At 68.3% G+C, this 26,725-nt stretch carries 22 protein-coding genes; 14 read left to right on the top strand and 8 right to left on the bottom strand.

What is annotated here, in order from left to right; translation table 11 throughout:
- The first annotated feature begins 282 nt into the window (after positions 1-282).
- Positions 283-1,620 carry an MATE family efflux transporter gene (locus IE97_RS0113325; protein WP_030237460.1) on the top strand — a complete coding sequence of 446 codons (1,338 nt, stop codon included), beginning with the start codon at positions 283-285 and terminating at the stop codon, positions 1,618-1,620.
- A 166-nt stretch (positions 1,621-1,786) separates the two neighbouring features.
- Here the strand turns inward: IE97_RS0113325 and rplI are convergent, their stop codons facing one another.
- The 4 genes from rplI to rpsF form a co-directional block, all read right to left on the bottom strand.
- Positions 1,787-2,233, bottom strand: a complete 447-nt coding sequence (gene rplI / locus IE97_RS0113320; RefSeq protein ID WP_030237457.1) for a 50S ribosomal protein L9 — start codon at positions 2,231-2,233, stop codon at positions 1,787-1,789.
- Positions 2,234-2,251: 18 nt separating this feature from the next.
- Positions 2,252-2,488 carry a 30S ribosomal protein S18 gene (rpsR, locus tag IE97_RS0113315; RefSeq protein WP_003949403.1) on the bottom strand — a complete coding sequence of 79 codons (237 nt, stop codon included), beginning with the start codon at positions 2,486-2,488 and terminating at the stop codon, positions 2,252-2,254.
- A gap of 45 nt (positions 2,489-2,533) precedes the next feature.
- Positions 2,534-3,121 (bottom strand): single-stranded DNA-binding protein, encoded by a 588-nt coding sequence (locus IE97_RS0113310; RefSeq protein ID WP_030237454.1) that lies wholly within the window; start codon positions 3,119-3,121, stop codon positions 2,534-2,536.
- A 71-nt stretch (positions 3,122-3,192) separates the two neighbouring features.
- Positions 3,193-3,483: a 30S ribosomal protein S6 gene (gene rpsF / locus IE97_RS0113305; protein ID WP_030237450.1), complete on the bottom strand. Its 291-nt coding sequence runs from the start codon at positions 3,481-3,483 to the stop codon at positions 3,193-3,195.
- 262 nt (positions 3,484-3,745) lie between these two features.
- On the opposite strand from rpsF, the gene IE97_RS0113300 reads away from it, so the two are divergent.
- The 3 genes from IE97_RS0113300 (at position 3,746) to IE97_RS0113290 (ending at position 6,474) form a co-directional block, all read left to right on the top strand.
- On the top strand, positions 3,746-4,063 hold the full coding sequence (locus tag IE97_RS0113300; protein WP_030237445.1) for a hypothetical protein: 318 nt from the start codon (positions 3,746-3,748) through the stop codon (positions 4,061-4,063).
- A gap of 165 nt (positions 4,064-4,228) precedes the next feature.
- Entirely contained in the window at positions 4,229-5,350 is a 1,122-nt protein-coding gene (gene femX / locus IE97_RS0113295) for a peptidoglycan bridge formation glycyltransferase FemX (protein ID WP_030237440.1), read from the top strand.
- A 92-nt stretch (positions 5,351-5,442) separates the two neighbouring features.
- Positions 5,443-6,474, top strand: coding sequence for an alanine racemase (locus tag IE97_RS0113290; protein WP_030237437.1), 1,032 nt, complete (start codon positions 5,443-5,445; stop codon positions 6,472-6,474).
- Positions 6,475-6,570: 96 nt separating this feature from the next.
- Here the strand turns inward: IE97_RS0113290 and IE97_RS0113285 are convergent, their stop codons facing one another.
- Complete coding sequence (locus tag IE97_RS0113285; protein ID WP_030237433.1) at positions 6,571-8,085, bottom strand: glycosyltransferase family 87 protein; 1,515 nt, start codon at positions 8,083-8,085, stop codon at positions 6,571-6,573.
- A 121-nt stretch (positions 8,086-8,206) separates the two neighbouring features.
- Entirely contained in the window at positions 8,207-10,843 is a 2,637-nt protein-coding gene (locus IE97_RS0113280) for a transglycosylase domain-containing protein (protein WP_234331809.1), read from the bottom strand.
- A 402-nt stretch (positions 10,844-11,245) separates the two neighbouring features.
- Here IE97_RS0113280 and IE97_RS0113275 point away from each other — a divergent pair, with 402 nt between their 5' ends.
- From IE97_RS0113275 to IE97_RS0113265, 3 genes are all read left to right on the top strand, one after another.
- Positions 11,246-11,920 (top strand): PadR family transcriptional regulator, encoded by a 675-nt coding sequence (locus IE97_RS0113275; RefSeq protein WP_030237425.1) that lies wholly within the window; start codon positions 11,246-11,248, stop codon positions 11,918-11,920.
- Positions 11,921-11,965: 45 nt separating this feature from the next.
- Entirely contained in the window at positions 11,966-13,048 is a 1,083-nt protein-coding gene (locus IE97_RS0113270) for an inositol-3-phosphate synthase (RefSeq protein WP_030237421.1), read from the top strand.
- 89 nt (positions 13,049-13,137) lie between these two features.
- Positions 13,138-14,400: an MFS transporter gene (locus IE97_RS0113265; protein WP_030237418.1), complete on the top strand. Its 1,263-nt coding sequence runs from the start codon at positions 13,138-13,140 to the stop codon at positions 14,398-14,400.
- A gap of 100 nt (positions 14,401-14,500) precedes the next feature.
- Here the strand turns inward: IE97_RS0113265 and IE97_RS0113260 are convergent, their stop codons facing one another.
- Positions 14,501-15,946: a CCA tRNA nucleotidyltransferase gene (locus IE97_RS0113260; protein WP_030237413.1), complete on the bottom strand. Its 1,446-nt coding sequence runs from the start codon at positions 15,944-15,946 to the stop codon at positions 14,501-14,503.
- A 256-nt stretch (positions 15,947-16,202) separates the two neighbouring features.
- On the opposite strand from IE97_RS0113260, the gene IE97_RS0113255 reads away from it, so the two are divergent.
- From IE97_RS0113255 to trxA, 7 genes are all read left to right on the top strand, one after another.
- On the top strand, positions 16,203-18,599 hold the full coding sequence (locus IE97_RS0113255) for a DUF6049 family protein (protein WP_030237408.1): 2,397 nt from the start codon (positions 16,203-16,205) through the stop codon (positions 18,597-18,599).
- Between the two features lie 43 nt (positions 18,600-18,642).
- The gene (gene murJ, locus IE97_RS0113250) at positions 18,643-20,952 is read left to right on the top strand and encodes a murein biosynthesis integral membrane protein MurJ (protein WP_030237406.1); all 2,310 of its coding nucleotides are present in this window, start codon (positions 18,643-18,645) and stop codon (positions 20,950-20,952) included.
- Between the two features lie 119 nt (positions 20,953-21,071).
- Complete coding sequence (locus tag IE97_RS0113245) at positions 21,072-22,772, top strand: protein kinase family protein (RefSeq protein ID WP_030237401.1); 1,701 nt, start codon at positions 21,072-21,074, stop codon at positions 22,770-22,772.
- A 27-nt stretch (positions 22,773-22,799) separates the two neighbouring features.
- Positions 22,800-23,525, top strand: coding sequence for an RNA polymerase sigma factor SigM (gene sigM, locus IE97_RS0113240; protein WP_030237395.1), 726 nt, complete (start codon positions 22,800-22,802; stop codon positions 23,523-23,525).
- Positions 23,522-24,451 (top strand): anti-sigma factor family protein, encoded by a 930-nt coding sequence (locus IE97_RS0113235; protein ID WP_030237391.1) that lies wholly within the window; start codon positions 23,522-23,524, stop codon positions 24,449-24,451. The genes sigM and IE97_RS0113235 overlap by 4 nt, the downstream gene beginning before the upstream one ends.
- Positions 24,452-24,618: 167 nt before the next feature.
- On the top strand, positions 24,619-25,587 hold the full coding sequence (trxB, locus tag IE97_RS0113230) for a thioredoxin-disulfide reductase (RefSeq protein WP_030237386.1): 969 nt from the start codon (positions 24,619-24,621) through the stop codon (positions 25,585-25,587).
- A 47-nt stretch (positions 25,588-25,634) separates the two neighbouring features.
- Positions 25,635-25,967, top strand: a complete 333-nt coding sequence (trxA, locus tag IE97_RS0113225; protein ID WP_010032728.1) for a thioredoxin — start codon at positions 25,635-25,637, stop codon at positions 25,965-25,967.
- Positions 25,968-26,059: 92 nt separating this feature from the next.
- Here the strand turns inward: trxA and IE97_RS0113220 are convergent, their stop codons facing one another.
- A complete protein-coding gene (locus tag IE97_RS0113220; RefSeq protein ID WP_030237382.1) occupies positions 26,060-26,677 on the bottom strand; it encodes a GNAT family N-acetyltransferase in 618 nt (205 codons plus the stop codon).
- Between the last annotated feature and the right edge of the window lie 48 nt (positions 26,678-26,725).

Raw genomic sequence — 26,725 nt, 5'->3', positions numbered from 1 at the left:
TCTGGTTATCCACAGGCCATGTGGACGACGGCCCCAATGCTGTGGAGAACTCCCCGAAACCTGTGCACGACTCGGTGGACAGCCCTGTGAACAAGCATCGAGTCACCCGAAGGAAACTCTCCTGAGCTGCAGTTTTATCGTCCACCGGCTGTGCAGAAGAAAAACTTCCCCACCCGGACCAAGATCGCGTCGAACGGTGCACAGCAGTGCGCCCCCCAGGACGCTAAGTAAGGGCTGCAAAGGCTTTGCATCTCTTACCTGTGGACGATTAGATTGGTGCACATGACACAGGCCCCCGCGCGCCGCCGAGCCGACCGGAGACAGCACGACCGAGAGATCGTCTCGCTGGCGATTCCGGCCTTCGGCGCTCTCGTCGCCGAGCCCCTTTTCCTCATGGCCGACACCGCCATCGTCGGTCACCTGGGCACGGCCCAGCTCGCCGGTCTCGGCGTCGCCTCGGCCCTGCTGATGACCGGCGTCAGCGTCTTCGTCTTCCTGGCCTACGCCACGACGGCGGCGGTCGCGCGTCGTGTCGGCGCCGGCGACCTCCAGGCCGCCATCCGCCAGGGCATGGACGGCATCTGGCTGGCACTGCTCCTCGGCGCTGCCGTCATAGCCGTCGCCTTGCCGACGGCGCCCGCCCTCGTTGAGTTGTTCGGCGCCTCGGACGCGGCGGCCCCCTACGCGACCACCTATCTGCGCATCTCGACACTCGGCATACCAGCCATGCTGGTCGTCCTCGCCGCGACCGGTCTCCTGCGCGGCCTGCAGGACACAAGGACGCCGCTCTATGTCGCCGTCGCCGGTTTCGTCGCCAACGGTGCGCTCAACGCAGGGCTTGTCTACGGTGCCGACCTGGGCGTCGCCGGTTCGGCCTGGGGCACCGTCATCGCCCAGTGCGGCATGGCCGCGGTCTATCTCGTGGTGGTTCTGCGCGGCGCCCGGAAGCACGGCGCCTCGCTGCGCCCGGATGTCGCCGGGATCAGGGCCTCGGCCCAGGCCGGTGTTCCTCTGCTGGTGCGCACCCTTTCCTTGCGAGCGGTCCTGCTGATCGCCACAGCTGTGGCCGCCCGCCTCGGGGACGCCGACATCGCCGCCCACCAGATCATCCTGTCCTTGTGGAGCCTGCTCGCCTTCGCACTCGACGCCATCGCCATTGCGGGACAAGCCATCATCGGCCGCTACCTCGGAGCCGGTGACACCCAGGGCGCTCGTGATGCCTGTCGCCGCATGGTGGAGTGGGGTATCGCCGTCGGCGTCGTCCTCGGCATCCTGGTGGCCCTCACTCGGCCGGCTTTCCTGCCGCTCTTCACCAGCGACTCCGCGGTCAAGGACGCGGCGCTGCCGGCTCTCCTGATCGTCGCCCTCTCGCAGCCGATCTCCGGCATCGTCTTCGTCCTGGACGGTGTTCTGATGGGTGCCGGTGACGGCCCCTATCTGGCCTGGGCGATGCTGCTCACCCTGGCCGTTTTCACCCCGGTCGCTCTGCTGGTTCCCGTACTGGGCGGTGGGCTCACCGCCCTCTGGGCCACCATGACGCTGATGATGACCGTGCGGATGCTGACCTTGTGGGTCCGGACCCGCTCGGGCCGCTGGATCGTGACGGGGGCGAGCCGCTGACCGCCGGGCTCGGCCCGTCCGATGACCGGCGGACTCAGCCCGCCCGACCGTTTCACGTGAAACGGCGGGTTTCAGTGGAGGTCCCTGTTTCACGTGAAACGGAAGATGGGGGCCGCATCCCGAAGGATGCGGCCCCCATCGCTCACTGCTTGAGCGAGTGCGGCACTCAGGCCGCGACAACCTCGATGCTGACCTTGGCGTCAACCTCGGGGTGCAGACGCACGGACGTCTCGTGAGCGCCCAGCGTCTTGATCGGCGAGCCGAGCTCGATGCGACGCTTGTCGACCTCGGGACCACCGGAGGCCTTGATCGCGGAAGCGATGTCGGCCGGGGTGACGGAACCGAAGAGACGACCGGCGTCGCCGGAGCGAACGGCCAGACGGACCTTGACGCCCTCGAGCTGGGCCTTCACAGCGTTGGCCTGCTCGATGGTCTGGATCTCGTGGATCTTGCGAGCACGACGGATCTGCTCGACGTCCTTCTCGCCACCCTTGGTCCAGCGGATAGCGAACTTCCGCGGGATCAGGTAGTTGCGAGCGTAACCGTCCTTGACGTCGACGACGTCGCCCGCGGCACCGAGGCCGGAGACCTCGTGGGTGAGGATGATCTTCATGAGTCGGTCACCCTTCCCTTATCGCGCGGTGGACGTGTAGGGCAGCAGCGCCATCTCACGGCTGTTCTTCACGGCCGTGGCGACGTCACGCTGGTGCTGCGTGCAGTTGCCGGTCACGCGGCGGGCACGGATCTTGCCGCGGTCGGAAATGAACTTCCGCAGCATGTTCGTGTCCTTGTAGTCCACGTACGTGACCTTGTCCTTGCAGAAAGCGCAGACCTTCTTCTTCGGCTTGCGCACAGGCGGCTTCGCCATGGGGTTTCTCCTGTGTGATCAAGAAGTGTGGGTGCGAACCCGCCCTTAGAAGGGGGGCTCGTCCGAGTAGCCGCCGCCACTGCCGCCGCCGGAGTTTCCACCCCAGCCGCCGCCACCGCCCTGGTTGCCACCGGCGGGAGCGCCGGTCGCCCACGGGTCGTCGGCGGGGGCGCCGCCGCCCTGCTGGCCGCCACCGGGGCCGCCGCCCCAGCCGCCGCCACCCTGGCCGCCACCGCCACCGCCGCCGTAACCGCCCTGGCCACCGCGGCCGCTGGTCTTGGTGACCTTGGCCGTGGCGTTGCGCAGGCTGGCGCCGACTTCCTCGACGTCCAGCTCGTAGACCGTGCGCTTGACGCCCTCACGGTCCTCGTAGGACCGCTGCTTCAGCCGGCCCTGCACGATGACGCGCATGCCTCGCTGGAGCGACTCCGCGACGTTCTCCGCCGCCTGACGCCAGACCGAGCAGGTCAGGAACAGGCTCTCGCCGTCCTTCCACTCGTTCGTCTGGCGGTCGAAGGTGCGGGGAGTGGACGCGACACGGAACTTCGCGACCGCCGCACCGGAGGGGGTGAAGCGCAGCTCGGGGTCGTCGACAAGATTGCCGACGACCGTGATGACGGTCTCGCCTGCCATGGGGGAACCTCTCGGCGGGTTTGCTCTGGCTGCTTGCTACTCGAATCCCGGGATCAGCTGAGCGTGGAAGCTCAGTGCATCTCGGGACGGAGGACCTTGGTCCGGAGGACCGACTCGTTCAGGTTCATCTGGCGGTCGAGCTCCTTGACGACCGCAGGCTCGGCCTGCAGGTCGATGACCGAGTAGATACCCTCGGGCTTCTTCTTGATCTCGTACGCGAGACGACGACGGCCCCAGGTGTCGACCTTCTCGACCTTTCCGCCGCCGTCACGGACGACAGAGAGGAAGTTCTCGATCAGCGGGGAGACAGCGCGCTCCTCGACGTCGGGGTCGAGGATGACCATCACCTCGTAGTGACGCATGTGGAACCCACCTCCTTTGGACTCAGCGGCCACGGTCGTTCCGTGGCAGGAGGGTTGTGATGCGTAGGCAACGGTATCGGCCACCACTGACAATCGGGGTTCCGTGGAGAAGTCCCTGTCGTGACATGGGCAGACACCGGTGCGGACGGTACAGAGTACCCGCACAGCGGCTTGCGGTTGAAATCCGGCCGCGGGGGCAGCCAATCTGTACACATCGGGTGTGTATGGCGCTACGATGCGCCGACTTCGCAGGAGGTGCCCTATGGCACAGGCATTGCGACCCAACAGCGCCGGCGGCCTCTTCGCCACGGACGGAAAGCCCCACCCCCTCCAGGACACCCTGCTCGCCGTGACACTGGTGCTGGGCATCACGTCGTTCGTGTCGGCACTCGTCGACGACGACCTGCACCTGCTCAGCTCCTGGACCGGCCTGGTGGGCATTCTCACCGGTGCGTACGGCCAGTGGATCTCGGAGACGACCCGTGAGCGCTTCGGCCTGATCCTCGGCCTCGGCGCGTCCGGTGTCGGGTTCTTCCTGGGCATGGCGCACGGCGGCCTCTTCGGCGGTCTCATCGACTGACGCCAGGGACACCTCCTTCTGAACACCGCGTGACGCCCCGACCGCCCACGGGCCGGGGCGAAGGTCCGTACGCCCAACCGGCGCGCTCCCAAGGCGCAGTAGGCTTCGCGCGAGAGCCGGAGCCCCTGACCCCATGGGGACACACCAGCCCGAGGAGCGCCCCGAATGAGCCTGACCCTGAGGACCATCAGTCGAGAGCAGCATCTGGCATACATCCAGAGCCTGCCGTCGGCGAGTCACATGCAGGTCCCGGCCTGGGCTGACGTCAAGGCGGAGTGGCGCTCCGAGAACCTCGGCTGGTTCGACGAGAGGACCGGCGAGATGGTCGGCGCCGGTCTGGTCCTCTACCGGCAGCTGCCCAAGATCAAGCGCTACCTGGCCTACCTGCCCGAGGGCCCGGTCATCAACTGGTTCGCGCCGAATCTGCAGGACTGGATCGAGCCGATGCTCGCGCACCTGAAGCAGCAGGGCGCCTTCTCCGTGAAGATGGGCCCCCCGGTGATCATCCGGCGCTGGGAGGCCGCCTCCATCAAGCAGGGCATCCAGAATCCGGACGTGAAGCGCCTGCGGGACATCGAGGCCGACCACATCGAGCCGCGTGCCTTCGAGGTCGCCGACAAGCTGCGCCGCATGGGGTGGCAGCAGGGCGAGGACGGCGGGGCCGGCTTCGGTGACGTCCAGCCCCGCTACGTCTTCCAGGTGCCGCTGGCCAACCGCTCCCTGGAAGAGGTCCACAAGAACTTCAACCAGCTGTGGCGCCGCAACATCAAGAAGGCCGAGAAGGCCGGCGTCGAGGTCGTCCAGGGCGGCTACCAGGACCTCGAGGAATGGCAGCGGCTGTACGAGATCACGGCCGTGCGCGACCACTTCCGGCCGCGTCCGCTGTCGTACTTCCAGCGCATGTGGACGGCCCTCAACACCGAGGACCCCAACCGCATGCGGCTGTACTTCGCCCGGCACAACGGCGTGAACCTGTCGGCGGCGACGATGCTGATCGTCGGTGGGCACGTCTGGTACTCCTACGGCGCCTCCGACAACATCGGCCGTGAGGTGCGGCCCTCGAACGCGATGCAGTGGCGGATGCTGCGCGACGCCTACGCGCTCGGCGCCACCGTCTACGACCTGCGCGGCATCTCCGACTCGCTGGACGAGACCGACCACCTCTTCGGCCTGATCCAGTTCAAGGTGGGTACGGGCGGCCAGGCCGCCGAGTACCTCGGCGAGTGGGACTTCCCACTGAACAAGCTGCTGCACAAGGCGCTCGACATCTACATGTCGCGCCGCTGACGTCAGGTTCAGTGCTTCTATACCTCTGATACACCGCATCCCCCGACACACGGCAACCGCTGATACACGGCAGAAGGGTTCCAGGTCCGGCCATGGCGCTCACGCTCTACGTCGACACCGCGCGCTGGCGGGCGCACCACAAGCACGTGCAGGAGCAGTTCCCCGGTCTCGTGCCGGTCTGCAAGGGCAACGGCTACGGCTTCGGTCACGAGCGGCTGGCGGAGGAGGCCACGCGGCTGGGCTCGGACGTCCTCGCCGTCGGCACGACGTACGAGGCCGCCCGGATCAAGGACTGGTTCAGTGGTGACCTGTTGGTGCTGACGCCGTACCGGCGCGGCGAGGAGCCGGTGCCGCTGCCGGACCGGGTCATCCGCTCGGTCTCGTCGATAGACGGTGTCTACGGCCTGGTCGGTGCCCGTGTGGTGATCGAGGTGATGTCCTCGATGAAGCGGCACGGCATCAGCGAGCAGGACCTGCCTCAGTTGCACGCCGCCATCGAGAACGTCCGCCTGGAGGGCTTCGCCATCCACCTGCCGCTGGACCGCGCCGACGGCTCGGACGCGGTCGAGGAGGTCATCGGCTGGATGGACCGGCTGCGTGCGGCCCGGCTGCCCCTGCACACCATGTTCGTCAGCCACCTGAAGGCCGAGGAACTGGTCCGGCTCCAGCAGCAGTTCCCGCAGACCCGCTTCCGCGCCCGCATCGGCACCCGGCTGTGGCTGGGGGACCACGAGGCCACCGAGTACCGCGGCGCGGTGCTGGACGTCACGCGCGTCGCCAAGGGCGAGCGCTTCGGCTACCGGCAGCAGAAGGCGGCCTCCGACGGCTTCCTGGTGGTCGTGGCGGGCGGTACGTCGCACGGGGTGGGCCTGGAGGCCCCCAAGGCACTGCACGGTGTCATGCCGCGCGCGAAGGGCGTCGCCCGGGCCGGCCTGGCGACGGTCAACCGGAACCTGTCTCCGTTCGTCTGGGGCGGCAAGCAGCGCTGGTTCGCCGAGCCGCCGCACATGCAGGTGTCGATCCTGTTCGTGCCGGCGGACGCGCCGGAGCCGAAGGTCGGCGACGAGCTGGTGGCTCATCTGCGGCACACCACGACGCAGTTCGACCGCATCGTGGACCGCTGACCGGAGCCGCGCGGCAAGGACACAGCGAGAAGGCCGTACACGGTTCTCCGTGTACGGCCTTTCGCGTCCCGTGGACGGCTTCCCGACGTCGTTCGCTCAGAGCGAATCGCCCGTCGCGCCCTGCTTGCCCCACTCGACCGGGGGCCCCTCGGACTGTGCGGCCGCGTGCCGCCGCCGGGGACGAGCCGCGGGACCGAGGACGAAGACGTCGTCGGCCCCGTCGAGCACGCCGCCCGAGGGATCGTCGTCCCCTGACCTGCGTACCGGGTCGCGCTCCGGCATGAGGATGTCCCGCACGACCATGACGCACAGGTACAGCGTGCCCAGCAGGTGGAGGCCGATGGCCCAGTGGTAGCCGTCGGCGGGCAGACCCTTGTGGGCGTCTCCGCTGGTCGTGTAGGCGAGGTACAACCAGATCCCCAGGAAGTACGCCACCTCACAGGTCTGCCAGATGAGGAAGTCCCGCCACTTCGGCCGGGCGAGGGCGGCCAGGGGAACCAGCCACAGGACGTACTGCGGTGAGTAGACCTTGTTGGTGAGGATGAACGCCGCGACGATCAGGAAGGCGAGCTGGGCGAACCGTGGGCGGCGCGGAGCGGTCAGCGCGAGCACCGCGACACCCGCGCAGCACACCAGCATCAGCACGGTGGCGAGCGTGTTGACGGTGTCGGTGCTGAGCGGGTCGTCCGAGTTCTGCGCCATGATCAGCCAGAAGGAGCCGAAGTCCACACCCCGCTCCTGGCTGAACGTGTAGAACTTCGACCACCCCTCGAACGCGAAGAGCATCACGGGCCCGTTCACCACGACCCAGGCGACGATCGCGCCGCCCAGAGCCGTCCCGAACTCACGCCACCTGCCCGCCCGCCAGCACAGGACGAGCAGCGGACCGAGGATCAGGAACGGATAGAGCTTGGCGGCCGTGGCGAGGCCCAGCAGGACACCGAAGGCGAGGGAGCGGCCGCGCGACCACATCAGCATCGCCGCGGCCGTCAGAGCGACCGCCAGCAGGTCCCAGTTGATGGTCGCCGTCAGCGCGAAGGCCGGCGCCAGGGCTACCAGCAGACCGTCCCAGGGGCGCCGGGCATGGGTCCGGGTCACGCACACGGCGATGACGGACGCGCACACCATGAGCATCCCGGCGTTGACCATCCAGTAGAACTGCTCCTGGTCCTGGATGGTGCCACTGCCGGGCGTGAGCCAGGACGCGACCTCCATGAAGACACCGGTGAGCACCGGGTACTCCAGGTACTGCATGTCGCCCGGGAGCTTGTCGAAGTACGGCACGAGCCCGTCGGCGAAACCCCGCCCCTGGTAGAGGTGCGGAATGTCCGAGTAGCACGCGTGCGTGTACTGGGAGCTGGCGCCGAAGAACCAGGCGCCGTTGTAGCAGGGCGCCTTCTGGACCAGGCCGAGGGCGAACATACCGATCGCCACCAGCGCGATCACCCGCACGGGAGTCCACCAGGACACCCCGAGCAGGGCACGCCGCCCGAGCGGGCCACCGATCAGCTCGCTGCCGGCCGCGGCGACGCCGTCCTCATGGGTCGGCCGCACCGGGTCCGGCTCGTGGACGCTCGCTCGCGTCGATTCTGCACTGGCCATGCCGCACATCCTGCCGTACGAGTCTGTCCATACGCCGAGGGCCGCCACACCCGGCAGGTGCGGCGGCCCATGTTTCACGTGAAACAGCCTGGCGTTTCACGTGAAACACCCAAGCCGGGCGAACGGTCGGCTATCCCTCGGGGCCTCCGAAGAGGCCCCCATTGCCATTGCCTCTGCTGTTGCCGCCGTCCACATTCGTTTCGGTCGGCGTGGGCGGGGTGGATACCCCTCCGTCCGTGCCACCGTTGTCGGTACCACCGTTGTCGGTGCCACCGTCGTCCTCGCAGCCGAAGAACCCACAGGTGTCGCTCGGCGAGGGCGACGGACTCGAGCTCTCGCTCGGCGTGGGGCTCGGCGACTCGGTCACGGTCTCGCTGGGCGTGGGGCTCGGCGTCGGGGTCGGTGACGGAGCACCCACCGCGTTCTGGATCACCCCGATCTTCTCTGCTTCCGGGAAGCCGAGGTCCGGCTTGCCCTTGAGCGCGGCCTTCATGTACTCGGTCCAGACCAGCGTCGGGACGTCACCACCGTGGATGGACTCCTCACCCGCGGTGCCGTTCATGGAGAGCAGCTTGGCGCTCTTGGGGTCCTCACGGAACATCGCGACCGAGGTCGACAGCTGCTTGGTGTAGCCGACGAACCATGCGGACTTGTTCTCGTCGGTCGTACCGGTCTTGCCGGCCGCCGTACGGCCCAGGGACAGGGCGTTCTTACCCGTACCGTTCTGGATGACGTTCTCGAGAACGTTGGTGACGTTGTTGGCCACGTTCTCGGGCATGGCCTGCGTGATCCTCGGCTTCTCGAAGCCCTGGACCTCCTGCCCGTTGAACTTGACGCTGGTCACCGAGTACGGCGCGGCCTGCTTGCCGGAGGCGGCGAACGTCGCGTAGGCGTCCGCCATGCGGATCGCGCTGGGAGTCGACGTACCGAGCGCGAACGACGGGTTGAGCTCCTGCACCATGCTCTGGTCCAGAATCCCGGACCGCTTGGCGACCTCCCGCACCCGTGCCATGCCCACATCCACGCCGAGCTGCACGAACGGTGTGTTGACCGACTGTTCCATCGCCTTGCGCAGGCTGATGTAGCCCCACGGGTAGTCGGTCTCGTTCTGCTGCCGGAAGATCGAGTTGTCCTTGCGCAGGTAATAGCTGCCGTCCGGCTTCCGCACCTTCAGGTCGTCGTTGCCGTTGTACTTGCTCAGCGGTGAGACGCCGACTCCGTCACTCCGGTAGGTGCCGTGCTCCATGGCGGCCGCGAGCACGAACGGCTTCCACGTCGAACCGACGGGGACACCCGAGGTGTCCGCGTTGTTGTTGAAGTGGCCGTTCTCGTACCCCGCGCCACCGTAGAGCGCGACGATCGCGCCGTCCTTGGGCTTCACCGACGCCGCGCCGAACTGGACGTGCTTGTCCAGCTCACGCTTCTCCGGGTCGAGTTTCTCGTCCTCGATCTTCTTGACGGCCTTGGTCAGTGCCTCGACCTTGCTCTTCTCGAAGGTCGTCCTGATCTGGTAGCCGCCCTGGTCGAACTGCTTCTCCGTGATGTCGGAGTTGTTCAGGACGTACTTCTTGGCCGTGTCCGCCAGGTAGCCGATCTGACCGCTCATGCCCTTGCTCGCCTTGCGCTCCTGAGGCATGGGGTACTTGCTGATCGCCTCCTGGTACTTGGCGTCCGAGAGCTTGTCGTCGTTGTGCATCTGCTGGAGGATCCAGCCCCAGCGCTCCTTGGAACGCTTGAGGTTCTTCTTGGCGCTCGCCGCTGGGTCAAGGCTCGCGTTGCCTGCGGGGTCGTAGTACGTCGGGCCCTTGAGCAGGGCGGTGAGGAACGCGCACTCACTCGCGTTGAGCTTTTCAGCGTCCTTGCCGAAGTAGGTCTGGGCGGCGGCCTGGATGCCGTAGGCGCCGCGGCCGTAGTACGAGGTGTTGAGGTACCCCTGGAGGATCTTGTCCTTGCTGAGCTTCGTGCCCACCTTGATCGAGATGAACATCTCTTTGAACTTACGGCTGACCGTCTGTTCCTGGCTCAGGTAGGTGTTCTTGACGAACTGCTGGGTGATCGTCGAACCGCCCTGCGTGTCGCCGCCCCGGGCCATGTTCGCCAGGGCCCGGGCGATACCCATGGGGTCGACACCGGAGTCCTGGTAGAAGGTCTTGTTCTCGGCCGAGATCACCGCGTCCCGCATCTCCTTGGGGATCCGCGCGAAAGTGACGTTCTGCCGGTTCTGGCCGCTGCCCGCCGCGACCATCTGGGTGCCGTCGGCCCAGTAGTAGACGTTGTTCTGCGACAGCGCTGCGGCGTTCTCCTCCGTGGGGACGCCCACCATGGCGTAGCCGATGCCCGCCACGGCCACCAGGCTGCCGAAGAAGCCGATACACAGACCGGAGACGAGCTTCCAGGACGGCAGCCAGCGCTGCCAGCCGTACTTGCCGGCGCGCGGGTAGTCGATCAACCGCTTCTCAGCGGGGAAGGCCGCGGCACCTCCTCTGGCCCCGCCGGGAGCGGCGCGCCGGCCGCCACGGCTCGGTTCGGCCGCTCTGCGGCGGCCGCCCGTGCTTCTCTGCGCCGCACGCCGGGCTTCGGCACGGCCGCCGTACGGACGCTCCTCACCCCCCGAGCCGTAGGAGTCCGACCCATACGAGTCGGAGGGAGACCCGGTGGCGCCTCGCGGTGCCGCGCGGCGGCCGGAGGACGAGCCGGACTGGCCGCGTCGGGCCGCGGCACGTCCGCCTCCCTGCGGCTGCGGCGGTTTGCGACGGTGCTCGCTCATCGAACGACTACTCCTCGGGCAGGCGCACCCTTGCGCGCCTGGAAACGGCGGCTGGTTTCCGGTCCCCCCGAAGTACGGATGCGGTCGGCTCTGCATTCATCGGTCCCGCTTGCACCCGTACTACACCGAAGACAACGACGCTCTCAGGCGTCGCTCGGTTCCCGGTGATGTGCATGGCGCACAGACTACGCACCGCCAAAACCTGCCGGGGCCGAAGTTCATCTCAAATCAGGCATCTCGCGTCCGACGAATCGGTGATGTGATCCCGCTCACTACACCCCCTCTTGTCGCATCCGGAAGGCCGTTCTATCGTCGAGATGTATCGAGTCGATACATCAGTCCGACACATCGGACCGAGACACGGGTCCGCGAGACGAGTACCGCGGCAGAGAGGAGGCGACGATGAGCCGGCGTTCCGGGATCCTCGAGTTCGCCGTACTCGGTCTGCTCCGCGAATCTCCGATGCACGGCTACGAGCTGCGCAAACGGCTCAACACGTCACTGGGCGTGTTCCGTGCGTTCAGCTACGGGACGCTGTACCCCTGCCTCAAGACTCTGGTCGCCAACGGCTGGTTGATCGAGGAACCGGGGAACGAAGCCGAGGCCGCTCCCCTCACCGGCCGCCGCGCCAAGATCGTCTACCGGCTCACGGCGGAGGGTAAGGAGCACTTCGAGCAATTGCTCTCGCAGACCGGGCCCGACGCCTACGAGGACGAGACCTTCGCAGCGCGTTTCGCTTTCTTCGGGCAAACCTCACGAGACGTTCGCATGCGCGTGCTGGAGGGCCGGCGCAGCCGGCTGGAGGAGCGCCTGGAGAAGATGCGCGTCTCCCTGGCCCGGACCCGGGAACGACTCGACGACTACACGCTTGAGCTCCAGCGCCACGGGATGGAGTCCGTGGAGCGCGAGGTGCGCTGGCTGAACGAGCTCATCGAGAGCGAGCGGGCGGGACGGGACCTGAAGGGTGCCGCCTCGGAGGAGCCCGGCTCGCGTGACACCACATCTGGAGCGTCGGGCGGCCTGCCCCGGCCGGGGGGCGACCCCCGTCCGGATACGCCCGACGACACCGCCACGTGAGAGCCCCCTGAAGGGCCTCACTCGTACACACAGGGAGCAACCGGAATGGGTTCGGTTCGCGTAGCCATCGTCGGTGTGGGCAACTGCGCCGCATCGCTGGTGCAGGGAGTCGAGTACTACAAGGACGCCGACCCGGCGTCCAAGGTGCCGGGCCTGATGCACGTCCAGTTCGGCGACTACCACGTCCGCGACGTCGAGTTCGTCGCCGCGTTCGACGTGGACGCCAAGAAGGTCGGTCTCGACCTCGCGGACGCCATCGGCGCCTCCGAGAACAACACCATCAAGATCTGCGACGTGCCCCGTTCCGGTGTGACGGTCCAGCGCGGCCACACCCTCGACGGCCTCGGCCGGTACTACCGCGAGACCATCGAGGAGTCCGCCGAGGAGCCGGTCGACGTCGTCCAGGTCCTCAAGGACAAGCAGGTCGACGTCCTCGTCTGCTACCTGCCCGTCGGCTCCGAGGACGCGGCGAAGTTCTACGCCCAGTGCGCCATCGACGCCAAGGTCGCCTTCGTCAACGCCCTCCCGGTCTTCATCGCGGGCACCAAGGCGTGGGCGGACAAGTTCACCGAGGCGGGCGTCCCGATCGTCGGCGACGACATCAAGTCGCAGGTCGGTGCCACCATCACGCACCGCGTCATGGCGAAGCTGTTCGAGGACCGGGGCGTCATCCTGGACCGCACCATGCAGCTGAACGTCGGCGGCAACATGGACTTCAAGAACATGCTCGAGCGCGACCGCCTCGAGTCGAAGAAGATCTCCAAGACGCAGGCCGTCACCTCCCAGATCCGCGACCGCGAACTGGGCGAGGGCAACGTCCACATCGGCCCCTCCGACTACGTGGCCTGGCTGGACGACCGCAAGTGGGCCTACGTCCGCCTCGAGGGCCGCGCCTTCGGTGACGTCCCGCTGAACCTGGAGTACAAGCTGGAGGTCTGGGACTCCCCGAACTCCGCCGGCGTCATCATCGACGCGCTGCGCGCCGCGAAGATCGCCAAGGACCGCGGCATCGGTGGCCCCGTGCTCTCCGCGTCGAGCTACTTCATGAAGTCCCCGCCCGTGCAGTACTTCGACGACGAGGCCCGTGAGAACGTCGAGAAGTTCATCAAGGGTGAGGTCGAGCGCTGACGCGCCGCCACTAGTCGCTCCTGCCAGGGCTGTGAGGGTCTCCGGGTCGCACGACCCGGAGACCCTCCCCGTATGTGAGGCTGTGCCCCATGGCCGTCGTCCGTGACCTGCGCGTCCTGTTGCGCTTCCAGGGCTTCCGACGCCTGCTCGCCGTGCGGTTGCTGTCCCAGGGCGCCGACGGTGTCTACCAGGTAGCGCTCGCGGCCTACGTCGTCTTCTCACCGGAGAAGCAGACCTCCGCGGTCGCGGTCGCCTCCGCGATGGCGGTGCTCCTGCTTCCGTACTCGCTCGTCGGCCCCTTCGCCGGTGTCCTGCTGGACCGCTGGCGACGCCGCCAGGTCCTGTTGTACGGGAGCCTTCTGCGCGCCCTGCTGGCCTCAGCGACAGCCCTGTTGATGCTCAGCCCGGCACCGGACTGGCTCTTCTACGTCTCCGCCCTGTGCGTCACCGCCGTCAACCGGTTCGTCCTTGCCGGTCTGTCCGCCGCCCTGCCGCGCGTGGTCGACGCCGAGCGCCTGGTCATCGCCAACTCCCTTTCCCCGACCGCCGGCACCCTGGCGGCGACCGCGGGCGGTGGGCTCGCCTTCGTCGTCCGTCTGATGGTGGCGGACTCCGACGCCGCCGTTGTGCTGGTGGCAGCCGGTCTGTATCTGTGCGCGGCCATGGCGATACTGAGCATGGCGCGGGAACTCCTCGGCCCGGACCGGAATCTGGTGCGCGAGCGGATCTGGCCGGCCCTCACGGGCACCGTTCGCGATTTGGTGGCAGGCGTACGTCACCTGTCCGCACCGGCGCGCAGGGAGGCCGCCTCGGCGCTCGCGGCGATGGCGCTGATGCGGTTCTGCTACGGCGCCTTGCTGGTGATGCTGCTGATGCTCTGCCGGTACGCGCTCACCTCGACCACTGACGACGGACTCGCCCTGCTGGGGCTGGCGTTGGGCGCCTCCGGGGCCGGGTTCTTCGCGGCGGCCGTGGTGACGCCCTGGGCTGCGGGGCGGCTCGGGCCCGGCCGCTGGATCGTCGTGTGTGCGGGGGCCGCAGCGCTGTTGGAGCCCGCTCTCGGGCTGCCCTTCGCCATCGTCCCTCTATTGGTCGCGGCCTTCGTCCTCGGGCTGACCACCCAGGGCGCGAAGATCGCGACGGACACGATCGTGCAGTCCTCCGTCGAGGACGGCTTCCGCGGCCGGATCTTCTCCGTTTACGACGTCCTCTTCAACGTCTCCTTCGTCGGCGCCGCCGCCGTGGCCGCCCTGATGCTGCCGCCGGACGGCCGATCCGTACCGCTGGTGATCATGGTGTCCGTCATCTATGCGGCGGTGGCCGGGGCCATGAACCGGATTGTTCGCCAGTAAGGCAGACATGGTCCGAGGGCGGTGTTTCACGTGAAACACCGCCCTCGGACCGTCTTCAACCGGGTCATGTTTCACGTGAAACATGACCCGTTTCACGACCTCAGCCCTGCTGCTCGGCCCACCACTCCTTGAGCGCGGCCTCCGCCGCATCGGGCTCCATCGGCCCGTTCTCCAGGCGCAGCTCCAGCATGTGCTTGTATGCGCGACCGACGACCGGGCCGGGGCCGACGCCGAGAATCTCCATGATCTGGTTACCGTCGAGGTCCGGGCGGATCGAGTCCAGCTCCTCCTGCTCCTGAAGCCGGGCGATCCGCTCTTCCAGGCCGTCGTACGCACGCGACAGAGCCGCCGCCTTGCGCTTGTTGCGCGTGGTGCAGTCCGAGCGGGTCAGCTTGTGGAGGCGGTCGAGGAGCGGGCCGGCGTCACGGACATAACGGCGAACCGCGGAGTCCGTCCATTCGCCGGTGCCGTAGCCATGGAAGCGAAGGTGGAGCTCGACCAGACGTGAGACGTCCTTCACCAACTCGTTGGAGTACTTGAGTGCCGTCATGCGCTTCTTGGTCATCTTCGCCCCCACCACTTCGTGGTGGTGGAACGAGACCCTGCCGTCCTTCTCGAAGCGACGGGTGCGCGGCTTGCCGATGTCGTGCAGCAGGGCAGCCAGGCGCAGCGTCAGGTCGGGACCGTCGTCCTCCAGCGCCATCGCCTGCTCCAGGACGATCAACGTGTGGTCGTAGACGTCCTTGTGCCGGTGGTGCTCGTCACGCTCCAGACGCAGGGCCGGCAGCTCGGGGAGCACCCGGTCGGCAAGGCCCGTCTCAACGAGCAGCGTCAGCCCCTTGCGCGGGTACTGGGACAGGACCAGCTTGTTCAGCTCGTCCCGCACCCGCTCGGCCGAGACGATCTCGATTCGCCCGGCCATCTCCTTCATCGCGGTGACGACCTCAGGGGCCACCTCGAAATCGAGCTGAGCCGCGAAGCGAGCGGCGCGCATCATACGGAGGGGATCGTCGGAGAAGGACTCCTCCGGCGTGCCCGGGGTACGGAGCACGCGCGACGCGAGGTCCTCGAGACCGCCGTGCGGATCGATGAAGTCCTTCTCCGGCAAGGCTACGGCCATCGCGTTCACCGTGAAGTCACGACGGACGAGGTCCTCCTCGATGGAGTCGCCGTACGACACGTCGGGCTTGCGCGAGGTCCGGTCATACGCCTCCGACCGGTACGTGGTCACCTCGATCTGGTAGCCACCCTTCTGGGCGCCGACGGTACCGAAGGCGATCCCGACCTCCCACACTGCGTCGGCCCACGGACGCACGATCTTGAGGACATCCTGAGGCCGGGCGTCGGTCGTGAAATCCAGGTCGTTGCCGAGCCGGCCCAGCAGCGCGTCCCGGACCGAGCCGCCGACCAGGGCAAGGGAGAACCCGGCCTCCTGGAAGCGGCGGGCGAGGTCGTCGGCGACAGGGGCGACCCGCAGCAGCTCACTCACCGCGCGATGCTGCACCTGGCTCAGGGCACTGGGCGAATCTTCGTTGACGTTCGGCACAACAGAAGAGGGTACGTGGCCCGGACCGCCCCGAGCTTCCCGGTTATGCCTGCGGACACATCCGTCATGCACCGATAAGGACCGCTCTTGAGATGTAAAGGACCCCGTCCTTCCATAGAGTCACATATCAGACACCCGCACTGCCGGCCGGCGATCTTGTGGAACGGACCGCGGCACTTCCCCTCAGCGCGCATCGTTACCATGCCTGGACGCACATTCCGACGACCACTGACGACGACGAGGGACGGACGAGCGCGTGGCCGAGGCGGCAGACTTCCAGGGGACCAGTCCCTCACCTGCCCGCCGGTGGCTGCGGCGCACCGGGGCACTGCTCGCCGGTGCGCCCCTGCTGGCCGGATTTCTCCAGCTGCCCGCCGCGACACCCGCGGGCGCGGCCGGAGAAGAGGCCCCGCAGGCTGCCCCCGGCTCAGGCTCGGTATCGGTCTCGGTCGACTCCCTCAGCCCCAGCGCCCCCACCGAGGGGGACACGGTGACCGTGACGGGCACGGTGACGAACAACGGCAAGCAGCCGGTCACCGACGCCCACGTCGACCTGCGGGTGGGCCCCCAGCTCGGCACCCGCTCAAGAGTCGACACCCTCGCCAAGAAAAGCGACGACATCCAGGGCCCCGCCGGCGAGGCGGTCGGCGGAAAGTACGCCAAGAAGTTTCCCAAGCTCACTCCCGGCGTCGCGGAGCCGTTCAACATCTCCGTGCCCGCCGACAAGCTGGACCTCGGCTCGGACGGCGTCTACCAGCTGGCTGTCGCGCTCTCCGGGCAGACCGCCACGCAGCCCTGGGACCGGATCCTCGGCATCCAGCGCACATTCCTGCCGTGGCAGCCTGAGGAGGCGGGCACCAAGACGAAGACCACGTTTCTGTGGCCGCTCGTCTCCTCCGCCCACATGGCGGCGGAGACGGGGTCGAACGAACAGCAGACGCCGGTCTTCCGCGACGAGGAGCTCGCCAAGGAGATCGCCCCGGGCGGCCGCCTCGACCAGATGGTCTCGCTGGGCAAGGAGCTCGACGTCACCTGGGTGATCGACCCGGACCTGCTGGCATCCGTCGACGCGATGACGAAGACCTATCAGGTCCAGAGCCCGGACGGCACCAACACAGAAGGTGGCAACCAGGCGGTCGCCAACCGCTGGCTCGCCGAGCTCCAGCAGGCCGTCGCGGGCAAGGAGGTCGTCGCCCTGCCCTACGGCGACCCGGACCTGGCCTCCGTCGCCCACAAGGGAACGGACGTCACCGGCACCCTGAGCCACCTCAAGGAAGCCACCGACGTCATCGAGAACACGATCCCTACGATCCTCCACGTGAAACCGTCCACGGACTTCGCGTGGCCCGTGGACGGCGCCGTCGACCCCTCGATCGTGAAGGTCGCGACCTCCTCGGGCGCCGACAAGGTGATCGCCCGCAGCGACAGCCTCCAGGACGACCTGTCGTACACGCCGTCCGCAGCCCGGCCCATCGGCGGCGGCACCACGGCAGTCGTCGCGGACGCCAGGATGTCCACGGCGTTCCAGGGCGACCTGACGAGGGCCTCCGCGTCCACGCTCGCCGTGCAGCGCTTCCTGGCCCAGAGCCTGGCCCTGGGCCTCCAGACGGGCAAGCAGCGCAGCGTGGTCGTCGCACCGCAGCGCATGCCCACCGTGCGCCAGGCCCAGGCCATGGCCGAGGCGCTCAGGGTTCTGCAGAACGGGACGTGGTCCGAGTGGCAGGACCTCGCGGCAGCCGCCAAGGCCAAGCCGGACCCGGCGGCCAACACAAAGGTGCCGCCGCCCTCCGCCTACCCGTCCTCGCTGCGCAAGCAGGAACTGCCGCGAGCCGCCTTCGAGCAGATCGCCAGGACGCAGGACAAGCTCGACAAGTTCAAGGTGGTGCTCACCCGCCAGTCCCGGGTGGTGACCCCCTTCGGGCGGGCCATGAACCGCGAGATGTCCACGTCGTGGCGAGGTAAGGGCATCGCGGCGGTGGGATACCGCGACGGCATCGAGTCGTACCTCGACGGACTCATCGACGGGGTCAAGCTGATCGACAAGTCGGAGACCAAGCTCTCCGGCCGCAGCGCCACGATCCCCGTGACCGTCCAGAACAACCTGGTCCAGGGCGTCGAGCGCCTGACACTGCGTCTCACCTCGAAGAACCCGACCCGACTCAAGATCGGTGGCGCCGCCTACGAGGAACAGCCGGTCACCGTGAACGGCGGCCACAGTCAGTCGGTGAAGTTCACCACGTCCGCCAACGCCAACGGCCGGGCGGAGGTGGTCGCCCAGCTGTACACCGAGGACGGTCAGAAGTACGGCGCACCCGTCACCTTCGACGTGAGGGTCACCGAGGTCACAGCCACCGTGATGCTGGTCATCGGCGGCGGCGTCCTGCTCCTGGTCCTCGCCGGCTTCCGGATGTACACCCAGCGCAAGCGCGCCGCCGCCCGCGAGGTCGCCGAGGACCGCGCAGGCGAGGCGAAAGACGACGTCGACGGCACGGTCGACGCTCCGCAGAACCCGGAAGCCCCCGGCGACCGTCTCACGGAGGAGTCCGCGGCCGACGCACGGGCAGACGCCCGGGAGCAGCCGAGTGACCCGGCCCCGGACACCGCAGCGGAAAGCGCCGACCCGTCCGGCACGGGTGAGAGAGTGGACCGTTGAGAAGTCGTGGCCGGTGGGCCCGGGACGATGAGGTGGGGTAACCATGAACGCGCCGTACGACGGTGACCACGGCCGTGCCGTGGGCAGCTCGGGCTACCCCGAAACGGGCAGGCCCGAGGATTCGCCGCCCGACCACGGCCAGGTACCGCCGCAGCCGCCCGCGGACATGTACCTCCAGGACGCCTACGACCAGGACCCCTACCGGGCCCAGGACCTCGCCGCCCAGGATCCGGTGGCCGAGGCCCTCTACGACCGTGCCGCGCACCCGCCGCCCCCGCCGGGCACGTACCAGCCGCAGCAGCAGCTCTACGCCCAGCCACCGCAGTCGCCCTACGCACCGGACCCGGGGGTGTGGGCCCAGACACCCGCGCCGGAGCCGGAGGGCCCCACCCGCCACCTGCCGTACGGCGACGACGCCCGGACCACCCAGTTCGTGGGCGTGGACGACCTCGTCTCCCAGGCGGGCGAGCCGCGCCAGGAACCCGACGCGTTCGCACACCTCTTCCGGGACCAGCAGCAGAGCAGCGGCCACCCGTCTTACGAGTCGCCCGCCGTTCCCGGCCCGTCACCGGCCTCGGGCCAGGTGGCGCAGGGCGAATACGCGGCGCACGGGCAGTACGCGGCGCACGGGCCCTACCCGGGCCCCGGCCAGGCCGCGGCCGCACCCCCCGTGGACGACGTCCCCGCCCCGGAGCCCGCCGCCCCGCCCGCGCCCAAGAAGGGCGGTCGCGCGGCCGGCCTGCTGAAGTCCAGCGCCGTGATGGCGGCGGGCACGCTGGTCTCCCGCCTCACCGGCTTCATCCGCTCCGCGCTGATCGTGTCGGCCATCGGCGTCGGCTTCCTCGGTGACACCTTCCAGGTCGCCTACCAGCTGCCGACGATGATCTACATCCTCACGGTCGGCGGCGGTCTCAACTCCGTCTTCGTGCCGCAACTCGTGCGCTCCATGAAAGACGACGAGGACGGCGGCGAGGCATACGCCAACCGCCTGCTGACCCTCGTCATGGTGACGCTCGGCGCACTCACCGCCCTCGCGATCTTCGGCGCGCCACTCCTGATTCGCGTGATGTCCCCCTCGATCGCCGGCGACCCCGCGGCGAACCAGGTCGCCATCACCTTCGTCCAGTACTTCCTGCCCTCGATCTTCTTCATGGGCGTCCACGTGGTGATGGGCCAGATCCTCAACGCCCGCGGGAAGTTCGGCGCGATGATGTGGACGCCGGTCCTGAACAACATCGTCATCATCGTGACGCTGGGCATGTTCATCTACGTCTACGGCACGGCCGCTGACTCCGGGATGAAGGTCACCACCATCCCGCCGGAGGGCCAGCGCCTTCTCGGCGTCGGTGTGCTGCTCGGCCTGGTGGTCCAGGCGCTGGCGATGATCCCCTACCTGCGGGAGACCGGCTTCCGGCTGCGGCTGCGCTTCGACTGGAAGGGCCAGGGCCTCGGCAAGGCCATCACCCTCGCCAAGTGGACGGTCCTGTTCGTCCTCGCCAACCAGGCGGGCGCCATGATCGTGATCTGGCTGTCCACGGCCGCGGGCAAGGCCTCGCCCATCGACGGCACCGGCTACTCCGCCTACGCCAACGCACAGCTGATCTGGGGCCTGCCGCAGGCCATCATCACGGTCTCCCTCATGGCCGCGCTGCTGCCGCGCCTGTCGCGCTCGGCGGCCGAGGGCGACGGCGGCGCCGTCCGCGACGACATCTCCCAGGGCCTGCGCAACACGGCGGTCGCCATCGTGCCGGTAGCGTTCGGTTTCGTCTCGCTCGGCATCCCGATGTGCACTCTGATGTTCGGCTCCTCGGGCACCAGCGAGGCCACCAACATGGGCTACATGCTGATGGCGTTCGGTCTCGGCCTGATCCCGTACTCCGTGCAGTACGTCGTCCTGCGCGCCTTCTACGCCTACGAGGACACCCGGACTCCCTTCTACAACACGGTCATCGTGGCCGCGGTCAACGCGGGCGCCTCGGCTGTCTGTTACTACGTCATCCCGCCCCGCTGGGCCGTGGTCGGCATGGCCGCCTCCTACGGCCTGGCCTACGCCATCGGCGTCGGCGTGGCGTGGCGCCGGCTGCGCAAGCGGCTGGGCGGGGACCTCGACGGCGCCCGTGTCCTGCGGACCTACGCCCGGCTGTGCATCGCGTCGATCCCGGCCGCCCTCCTCAGCGGGGCCGCCTGCTACGGCATCGGCCACACGCTCGGCCAGGGCGTCGTCGGCTCGCTCGCCGCGGTGCTGGCCGGTGGTGCGGTCCTCCTCGTGACCTTCTTCTTCGCCGCCCGCCGCATGCGCATCGAGGAACTCAACTCGCTGGTCGGCATGGTCCGCGGACGCCTGGGACGCTGAGGCAGGGGGTAGGCGCACAACCATCGTCAGCCACCGCGTGTCGTGCATAGCGGCGGACTGTGGGCACAATTGGTTTCGGCGCCGGACGGCGCGCAACGGATGGGGAGGCAGGAACGACGGTGGCGGAACGGAGCACGGCTGCCGTCGACGTGGCAGACAACAGCGACGAGACGTCGCTGACCGCGGAGGCGGACCAGTCCACGGCCGACGGGGTGGCCAAAAACCGGGAGCGGGACACGGACAGCGACGAGGTACAGGACAGCCCTCGGACCGATGAGTCCGGGAAGACCTCACCGCCTGAGCTGCACAGTGGGCACAAGCTCGCCAGACGCTACCGTCTCGAGGAGTGCGTCACCCGGCTGGACGGTTTCAGCAGTTGGCGAGCCGTGGACGAGAAGCTCCGCCGTGCTGTCGGCGTGCACATCCTGCCCGCGGACCACGCTCGGGCGCGATCTGTCCTGGCGGCCGCCCGCTCCTCTGCTCTCCTCGGCGACCCGCGCTTCGTCCAGGTCCTGGACGCGGTGGAGGAGAACGACCTCGTCTACGTCGTCCACGAGTGGCTTCCCGACGCGACGGAACTGACCACGCTCCTCGCCGCCGGGCCCCTGGAGCCGTACGACGCCTACCAGATGGTCAGCCAGATCTCCTCAGCCATGGCCGCAGCCCACCGCGAGGGCCTCGCCCATCTGCGGCTGAACCCCAACGCCGTACTGCGTGCCTCGACCGGCCAGTGGCGCATCCGCGGACTCGCCGTGAACGCGGCCCTGCGGGGTGTCTCGTCCGCGACCCCGCAACGCACCGACACCGAGGCCATCGGCGCCCTGTTGTACGCGGCGCTCACCCAGAGGTGGCCGTACGAGAGTGACGCCTACGGCCTGTCAGGGCTGCCGAAGGACATCGGCCTGATCGCCCCCGACCAGGTGCGTGCCGGTGTACACCGCGGCCTGTCCGAGCTGTCCATGCGAGCGCTCGTCAACGACGGCGCCACCGCCTCCCGGCACGAGTCGCCCTGCACCACGCCGGAGGAGCTGGTGAAGGCGATCGGCGAGATGCCCCGCATCCGGCCTCCGGAGCCGGCGTTCACCGCCCCGCCCGAGTACCAGCACACGACGTACCAGCAGGGCTCCTACGGCCGTCAGACGGCGCGTCCCGGCGCTCCCCAGCCCGTCCCGACCCCGCCGCCACCGTTGCAGAGCCGCACGGGCAAGGCCCTGAAGTGGGCCGTGTCCGCGCTCCTCATCGCCGCACTGGGCCTCGGCAGCTGGCAGCTGGCGGACGCGCTCATGGACCAGGGCAGCAAGAACGACGAGCCGAAGCAGACGCAGACGAACGACGGGAACGACAAGTCCCCGAAGAAGCCCCCGTCCGGCAAGCCCATCGCCATCAGCGGCGCACACGACTTCGACCCCTTCGGCCCCGACGGTTCCGAGAAGCCGTCCGACATAGGGAAGGTCTACGACGACAGCACCGCCACGTACTGGCAAACGGACTACTACCTGAGCTCCGACTTCGGCCGTCTCAAGTCGGGCGTCGGCGTCATCCTCGACCTCGGCAAGGTCCAGCAGGTCGGACAGGTGAAGGTCACCTTCGTGGGGGACACCTCGGTGGAGCTCCGCAGCGCGAGTGCGGACGCGGGCTCTGAGCCGACGTCCTTCGACGCCTACACCAAGGTCGCGGAGGGCACCGGGACGACGGTGGAACTGAAGCCCGGCAAGTCCGTCAAGAGCCGTTACCTCCTGGTGTGGCTGACCAAGCTGCCCATCCAGGCGGACGACGGCAAGTGGCGCGGCAGGATGGCAGACATCAAGGTGACCAGCTGACGACATCTGCCTCGAGGAAGGAGGCCGATGGCAGACGGCACCGAGTACGACGCTGTGAGCGATCAGGACCTGCTCACCCGCCACGTGGATGGCGATCCGGACGCCTTCGGTGAGCTCGTACGGCGGCATCGTGACCGGCTCTGGGCCGTCGCCCTGCGGACCCTGGGAGACCGCGAGGAGGCCGCTGACGCGGTGCAGGACGCCCTCGTGTCCGCCTACCGGGCCGCCCACACCTTCCGGGGCCAGTCGGCCGTCACGACATGGCTGCACAGGATCACGGTGAACGCCTGCCTGGACCGTGCCCGCAAGGTCGCTTCCCGCAAGACCTCACCCGTCGACGACACCGAGCGCCTGGAGCAGCTCCTGGAGCCGCACGAGTCGGCTTCCGCGCCCGCTGAGCGCAACGATCTCCACCGGCAGCTCATCGAAGCCCTGGGAACCCTGCCGGCCGACCAGCGGGCGGCACTCGTCCTCGTGGACATGCAGGGCTACCCCGTAGCGGAGGCCGCCCGCATCCTCGACGTGCCGACCGGCACCGTGAAGAGCCGATGCGCGCGCGGCAGAGCCAGACTCCTGCCGCTCCTCACCCACCTCCGGCCCGACAGCGGCGGAGAGGGCAAGAAGCCGGGCAGCGAGCGGAACCGGACGCAGGGGCCAGCCGTCCCACCCGCAGCGGGACCGCACCGAGCGAAACCATCAGACACAGGACAGAGCGACTCAGCCGCAGTGAAGGGCGGAGGTGGACGAGCGTGACGTCGACGACAGACATGGCCGGGCACCCGGACGTCGCGGAGATCTCCGACCTGACCGAGGGCCTTCTTCCACCGTCCCGGAGCAGCGACGTGCGTCGGCACCTGGACGAGTGCGAGCTCTGCGCGGACGTCCACGCCTCTCTGGAGGAGATCCGCGGACTTCTCGGCACCCTGCCGGGGCCCCAGCGCATGCCCGCCGATGTCGCGGGCCGCATCGACGCCGCCCTGGCTGCCGAGGCGCTGCTGAACGCCACAGGGCCGGAGGCCGCGGACACCTCGGCACCGCCGAGTGAACTGCCATCCGGATCCGAGGACGGCCGCGACGACAGCGGTGCGCGTGTTTCACGTGAAACATCGGCGCCCGTCGACCGGCCGGCCGGACGGCCCCGCTCCTCCACCACAGGCCCCGGTCGCAAGGACCGCACGCGGAACGGGCGCCGCAGGATCGCCGTTCTGGGGACCGTCTTCACGGTGGCGGCCCTGGGGCTGGGGTCGGTCCTGCTGTCGTCACTCGACGACGGCACGCCGCCACGCGACACGGCGGGCGAGCAGCAGACCACCCCAGCGGACACCTTCTCCGAGGGAAAGCTGCGGCAGCAGGTGACCGATCTCCTGGCCGAGAACCAGAGTAAGGAAAGCAGCTCCCGCACCCCGTTCGGCGCGGAGACCTCCGGGACCAGCCATCCCAGGGTCTTCAGGCAGCCCACCGTGCCGGGGTGCGTCCGCGACGGGATCGGACGCAACGACGCTGCCCTCGCTGTCGAGAACGGCAGGTACCAGGGGAAGAAGGCAATGCTCGTGCTGCTTCCCGACGCTGCCGACGCCACTCGGGTCACTGCCTACGTTGTCGATGCGACCTGCGTGGATCAGTCGGCATCCACCGCCTCGGGCAAGATCCTTCTGCAGCGCTCCTACCCGTCCGCCTGAGGAAGCGCCTCATCCTTGCCCTACGTGGCCACCCGCACGGTGTGGCATCTTCGTGTGCCCGGACACAGTGGGAATGCGCGCCCCTTAGGATCCGTTGGGTGGGGTGAGAGCTCCAAGAGCGGCTCCCACCGGCCGAACGACGCAGTCCAGAGACGAGGAATCAAGCCGTGAGCGACGTCCGTAACGTGATCATCATCGGCTCCGGGCCCGCCGGCTATACGGCGGCGCTCTACACCGCGCGCGCGTCGCTGAAGCCACTGGTGTTCGAGGGGGCCGTCACCGCCGGTGGTGCGCTCATGAACACCACCGACGTCGAGAACTTCCCGGGTTTCCAGGACGGCATCATGGGACCCGAGCTCATGGACAACATGCGCGCCCAGTCGGAGCGCTTCGGTGCCGAGCTCGTCCCTGACGACATCGTGGCCGTCGACCTGGCCGGTGAGATCAAGACCGTCACGGACACGGCCGGTACCGTCCACCGAGCCAAGGCCGTCATCGTCGCCACCGGCTCGCAGCACCGCAAGCTCGGCCTGCCGAACGAGGACGCCCTTTCCGGCCGTGGCGTGTCCTGGTGCGCCACCTGTGACGGGTTCTTCTTCAAGGACCAGGACATCGCCGTGATCGGTGGCGGCGACACCGCCATGGAGGAGGCCACTTTCCTCTCGCGGTTCGCCAAGTCCGTGACCGTCGTCCACCGCCGCGACACCCTGCGTGCCTCCAAGGCCATGCAGGAGCGCGCCTTCGCCGACCCGAAGATCACCTTCGTGTGGGACAGCGAGGTCGCGGAGATCCAGGGCGACCCGAAGCTCTCGGGCCTGAAGCTGCGCAACCTCAAGACCGGCGAGCTCTCGGACCTGCCGGTGACGGGTCTCTTCATCGCCATCGGCCATGACCCCCGCACCGAGCTCTTCAAGGGTCAGCTCGACCTGGACGAAGAGGGCTACCTGAAGGTGGACGCGCCGTCGACGCGCACGAACCTGACCGGTGTCTTCGCTGCCGGTGATGTCGTCGACCACACCTACCGTCAGGCGATCACCGCGGCCGGCACCGGCTGCTCCGCCGCTCTCGACGCCGAGCGCTACCTCGCCGCTCTCGCGGACGAGGAGCAGCCGGAGCCCGAGAAGACCTCTGTCTGAATCCCCTCCCTACCCGCCCCACGCACCAACCAGTTAAGGAGCCCGCCGTGGCCGGCACCCTGAAGAACGTGACCGACGACTCCTTCGAGCAGGACGTCCTCAAGAGCGACAAGCCCGTTCTGGTGGACTTCTGGGCCGCCTGGTGCGGTCCCTGCCGCCAGATCGCGCCGTCCCTCGAGGCGATCGCCTCCGAGTACGGCGACAAGATCGAGGTCGTCAAGCTGAACATCGACGAGAACCCGGGTACGGCCGCCAAGTACGGCGTCATGTCCATCCCGACGCTGAACGTCTACCAGGGTGGCGAGGTCGCCAAGACCATCGTCGGCGCGAAGCCGAAGGCCGCGATCGTTCGCGACCTTGAAGAGTTCATCGCCGAGTGACACGGCTGAGCCGTCGCACGGACGGTGCGTGTTTCACGTGAAACACGAATGGGCCAACCCGAAGGGTTGGCCCATTCGCTTGTCTGCTTGCTCTACAGCGGTCGCAGCGCCGGTTCCTTCTGAACGGCTCCCAGAAGCCGGTCCAGCGCCATCTCGACGTCTTCCTTCCAGGAGAGCGTCGACCTCAGTTCCAGCCTGAGGCGGGGATAGGCGTGGTGCTGTCGGACCGTTTTGAAGCCCACCGCCAGGAGATGCTCGGCGGGCAGCACACAGGCCGGTTCCTTCCAGCGTGCGTCTCCGAACGCCTCGATCGCCTTGAACCCCCGCCGCAGCAGATCCTTGGCGACCGTCTGGACGAGCACCCTGCCCAGACCCTGCCCCTGATAGCCCGGAATGATGAACGCGGTCATCAGCTGAACCGCGTCCGGAGACAGGGGGCTCGTGGGGAACGCCGTGGAACGCGGGACATAGGCGGGTGGTGCGTAGAGCACGAAACCCACCGGTACATCGTCCACGTACACGACCCGACCACAGGATCCCCAGTCCAGCAGGACGGCTGAGATCCAGGCTTCCTTCTCCAAGGCAGGCGTTCCCGCCTTTACCGCAGCCTCACCGCTGACCGGGTCGAGCTCCCAGAAGACACACGTGCGACAGCGCTTGGGAAGGTCCTGAAGGTTGTCCAGTGTGAGCGGTACGAGCCGGCGCCCCATGAAGGCTGTTCCTCGCTTCCTTCGCCCGCAGCGTCACGGGCGGCTGTC

Source organism: Streptomyces sp. NRRL S-455, from assembly GCF_000717875.1.
GTDB lineage: Bacteria > Actinomycetota > Actinomycetes > Streptomycetales > Streptomycetaceae > Streptomyces.
The sequence above is the reverse complement of the archived record's forward strand: the minus strand, read 5'-3'. Positions and strand labels throughout refer to the sequence as shown.

What these genes read in the sequence shown, in the direction of transcription:
- IE97_RS0113270 (WP_030237421.1), top strand. Translation starts at nt 11,966, where the DNA reads ATGGGTTCGGTTCGCGTAGCCATCGTCGGTGTGGGCAACTGCGCCGCA.
- femX (WP_030237440.1), top strand. Translation starts at nt 4,229, where the DNA reads ATGAGCCTGACCCTGAGGACCATCAGTCGAGAGCAGCATCTGGCATAC.
- IE97_RS0113275 (WP_030237425.1), top strand. Translation starts at nt 11,246, where the DNA reads ATGAGCCGGCGTTCCGGGATCCTCGAGTTCGCCGTACTCGGTCTGCTC.
- rpsR (WP_003949403.1), bottom strand. Translation starts at nt 2,488, where the DNA reads ATGGCGAAGCCGCCTGTGCGCAAGCCGAAGAAGAAGGTCTGCGCTTTC.
- murJ (WP_030237406.1), top strand. Translation starts at nt 18,643, where the DNA reads ATGAACGCGCCGTACGACGGTGACCACGGCCGTGCCGTGGGCAGCTCG.
- rplI (WP_030237457.1), bottom strand. Translation starts at nt 2,233, where the DNA reads ATGAAGATCATCCTCACCCACGAGGTCTCCGGCCTCGGTGCCGCGGGC.
- IE97_RS0113310 (WP_030237454.1), bottom strand. Translation starts at nt 3,121, where the DNA reads ATGGCAGGCGAGACCGTCATCACGGTCGTCGGCAATCTTGTCGACGAC.
- rpsF (WP_030237450.1), bottom strand. Translation starts at nt 3,483, where the DNA reads ATGCGTCACTACGAGGTGATGGTCATCCTCGACCCCGACGTCGAGGAG.
- IE97_RS0113325 (WP_030237460.1), top strand. Translation starts at nt 283, where the DNA reads ATGACACAGGCCCCCGCGCGCCGCCGAGCCGACCGGAGACAGCACGAC.
- sigM (WP_030237395.1), top strand. Translation starts at nt 22,800, where the DNA reads ATGGCAGACGGCACCGAGTACGACGCTGTGAGCGATCAGGACCTGCTC.
- IE97_RS0113220 (WP_030237382.1), bottom strand. Translation starts at nt 26,677, where the DNA reads ATGGGGCGCCGGCTCGTACCGCTCACACTGGACAACCTTCAGGACCTT.
- IE97_RS0113265 (WP_030237418.1), top strand. Translation starts at nt 13,138, where the DNA reads ATGGCCGTCGTCCGTGACCTGCGCGTCCTGTTGCGCTTCCAGGGCTTC.
- IE97_RS0113280 (WP_234331809.1), bottom strand. Translation starts at nt 10,843, where the DNA reads ATGAGCGAGCACCGTCGCAAACCGCCGCAGCCGCAGGGAGGCGGACGT.
- IE97_RS0113290 (WP_030237437.1), top strand. Translation starts at nt 5,443, where the DNA reads ATGGCGCTCACGCTCTACGTCGACACCGCGCGCTGGCGGGCGCACCAC.
- IE97_RS0113285 (WP_030237433.1), bottom strand. Translation starts at nt 8,085, where the DNA reads ATGTGCGGCATGGCCAGTGCAGAATCGACGCGAGCGAGCGTCCACGAG.
- IE97_RS0113300 (WP_030237445.1), top strand. Translation starts at nt 3,746, where the DNA reads ATGGCACAGGCATTGCGACCCAACAGCGCCGGCGGCCTCTTCGCCACG.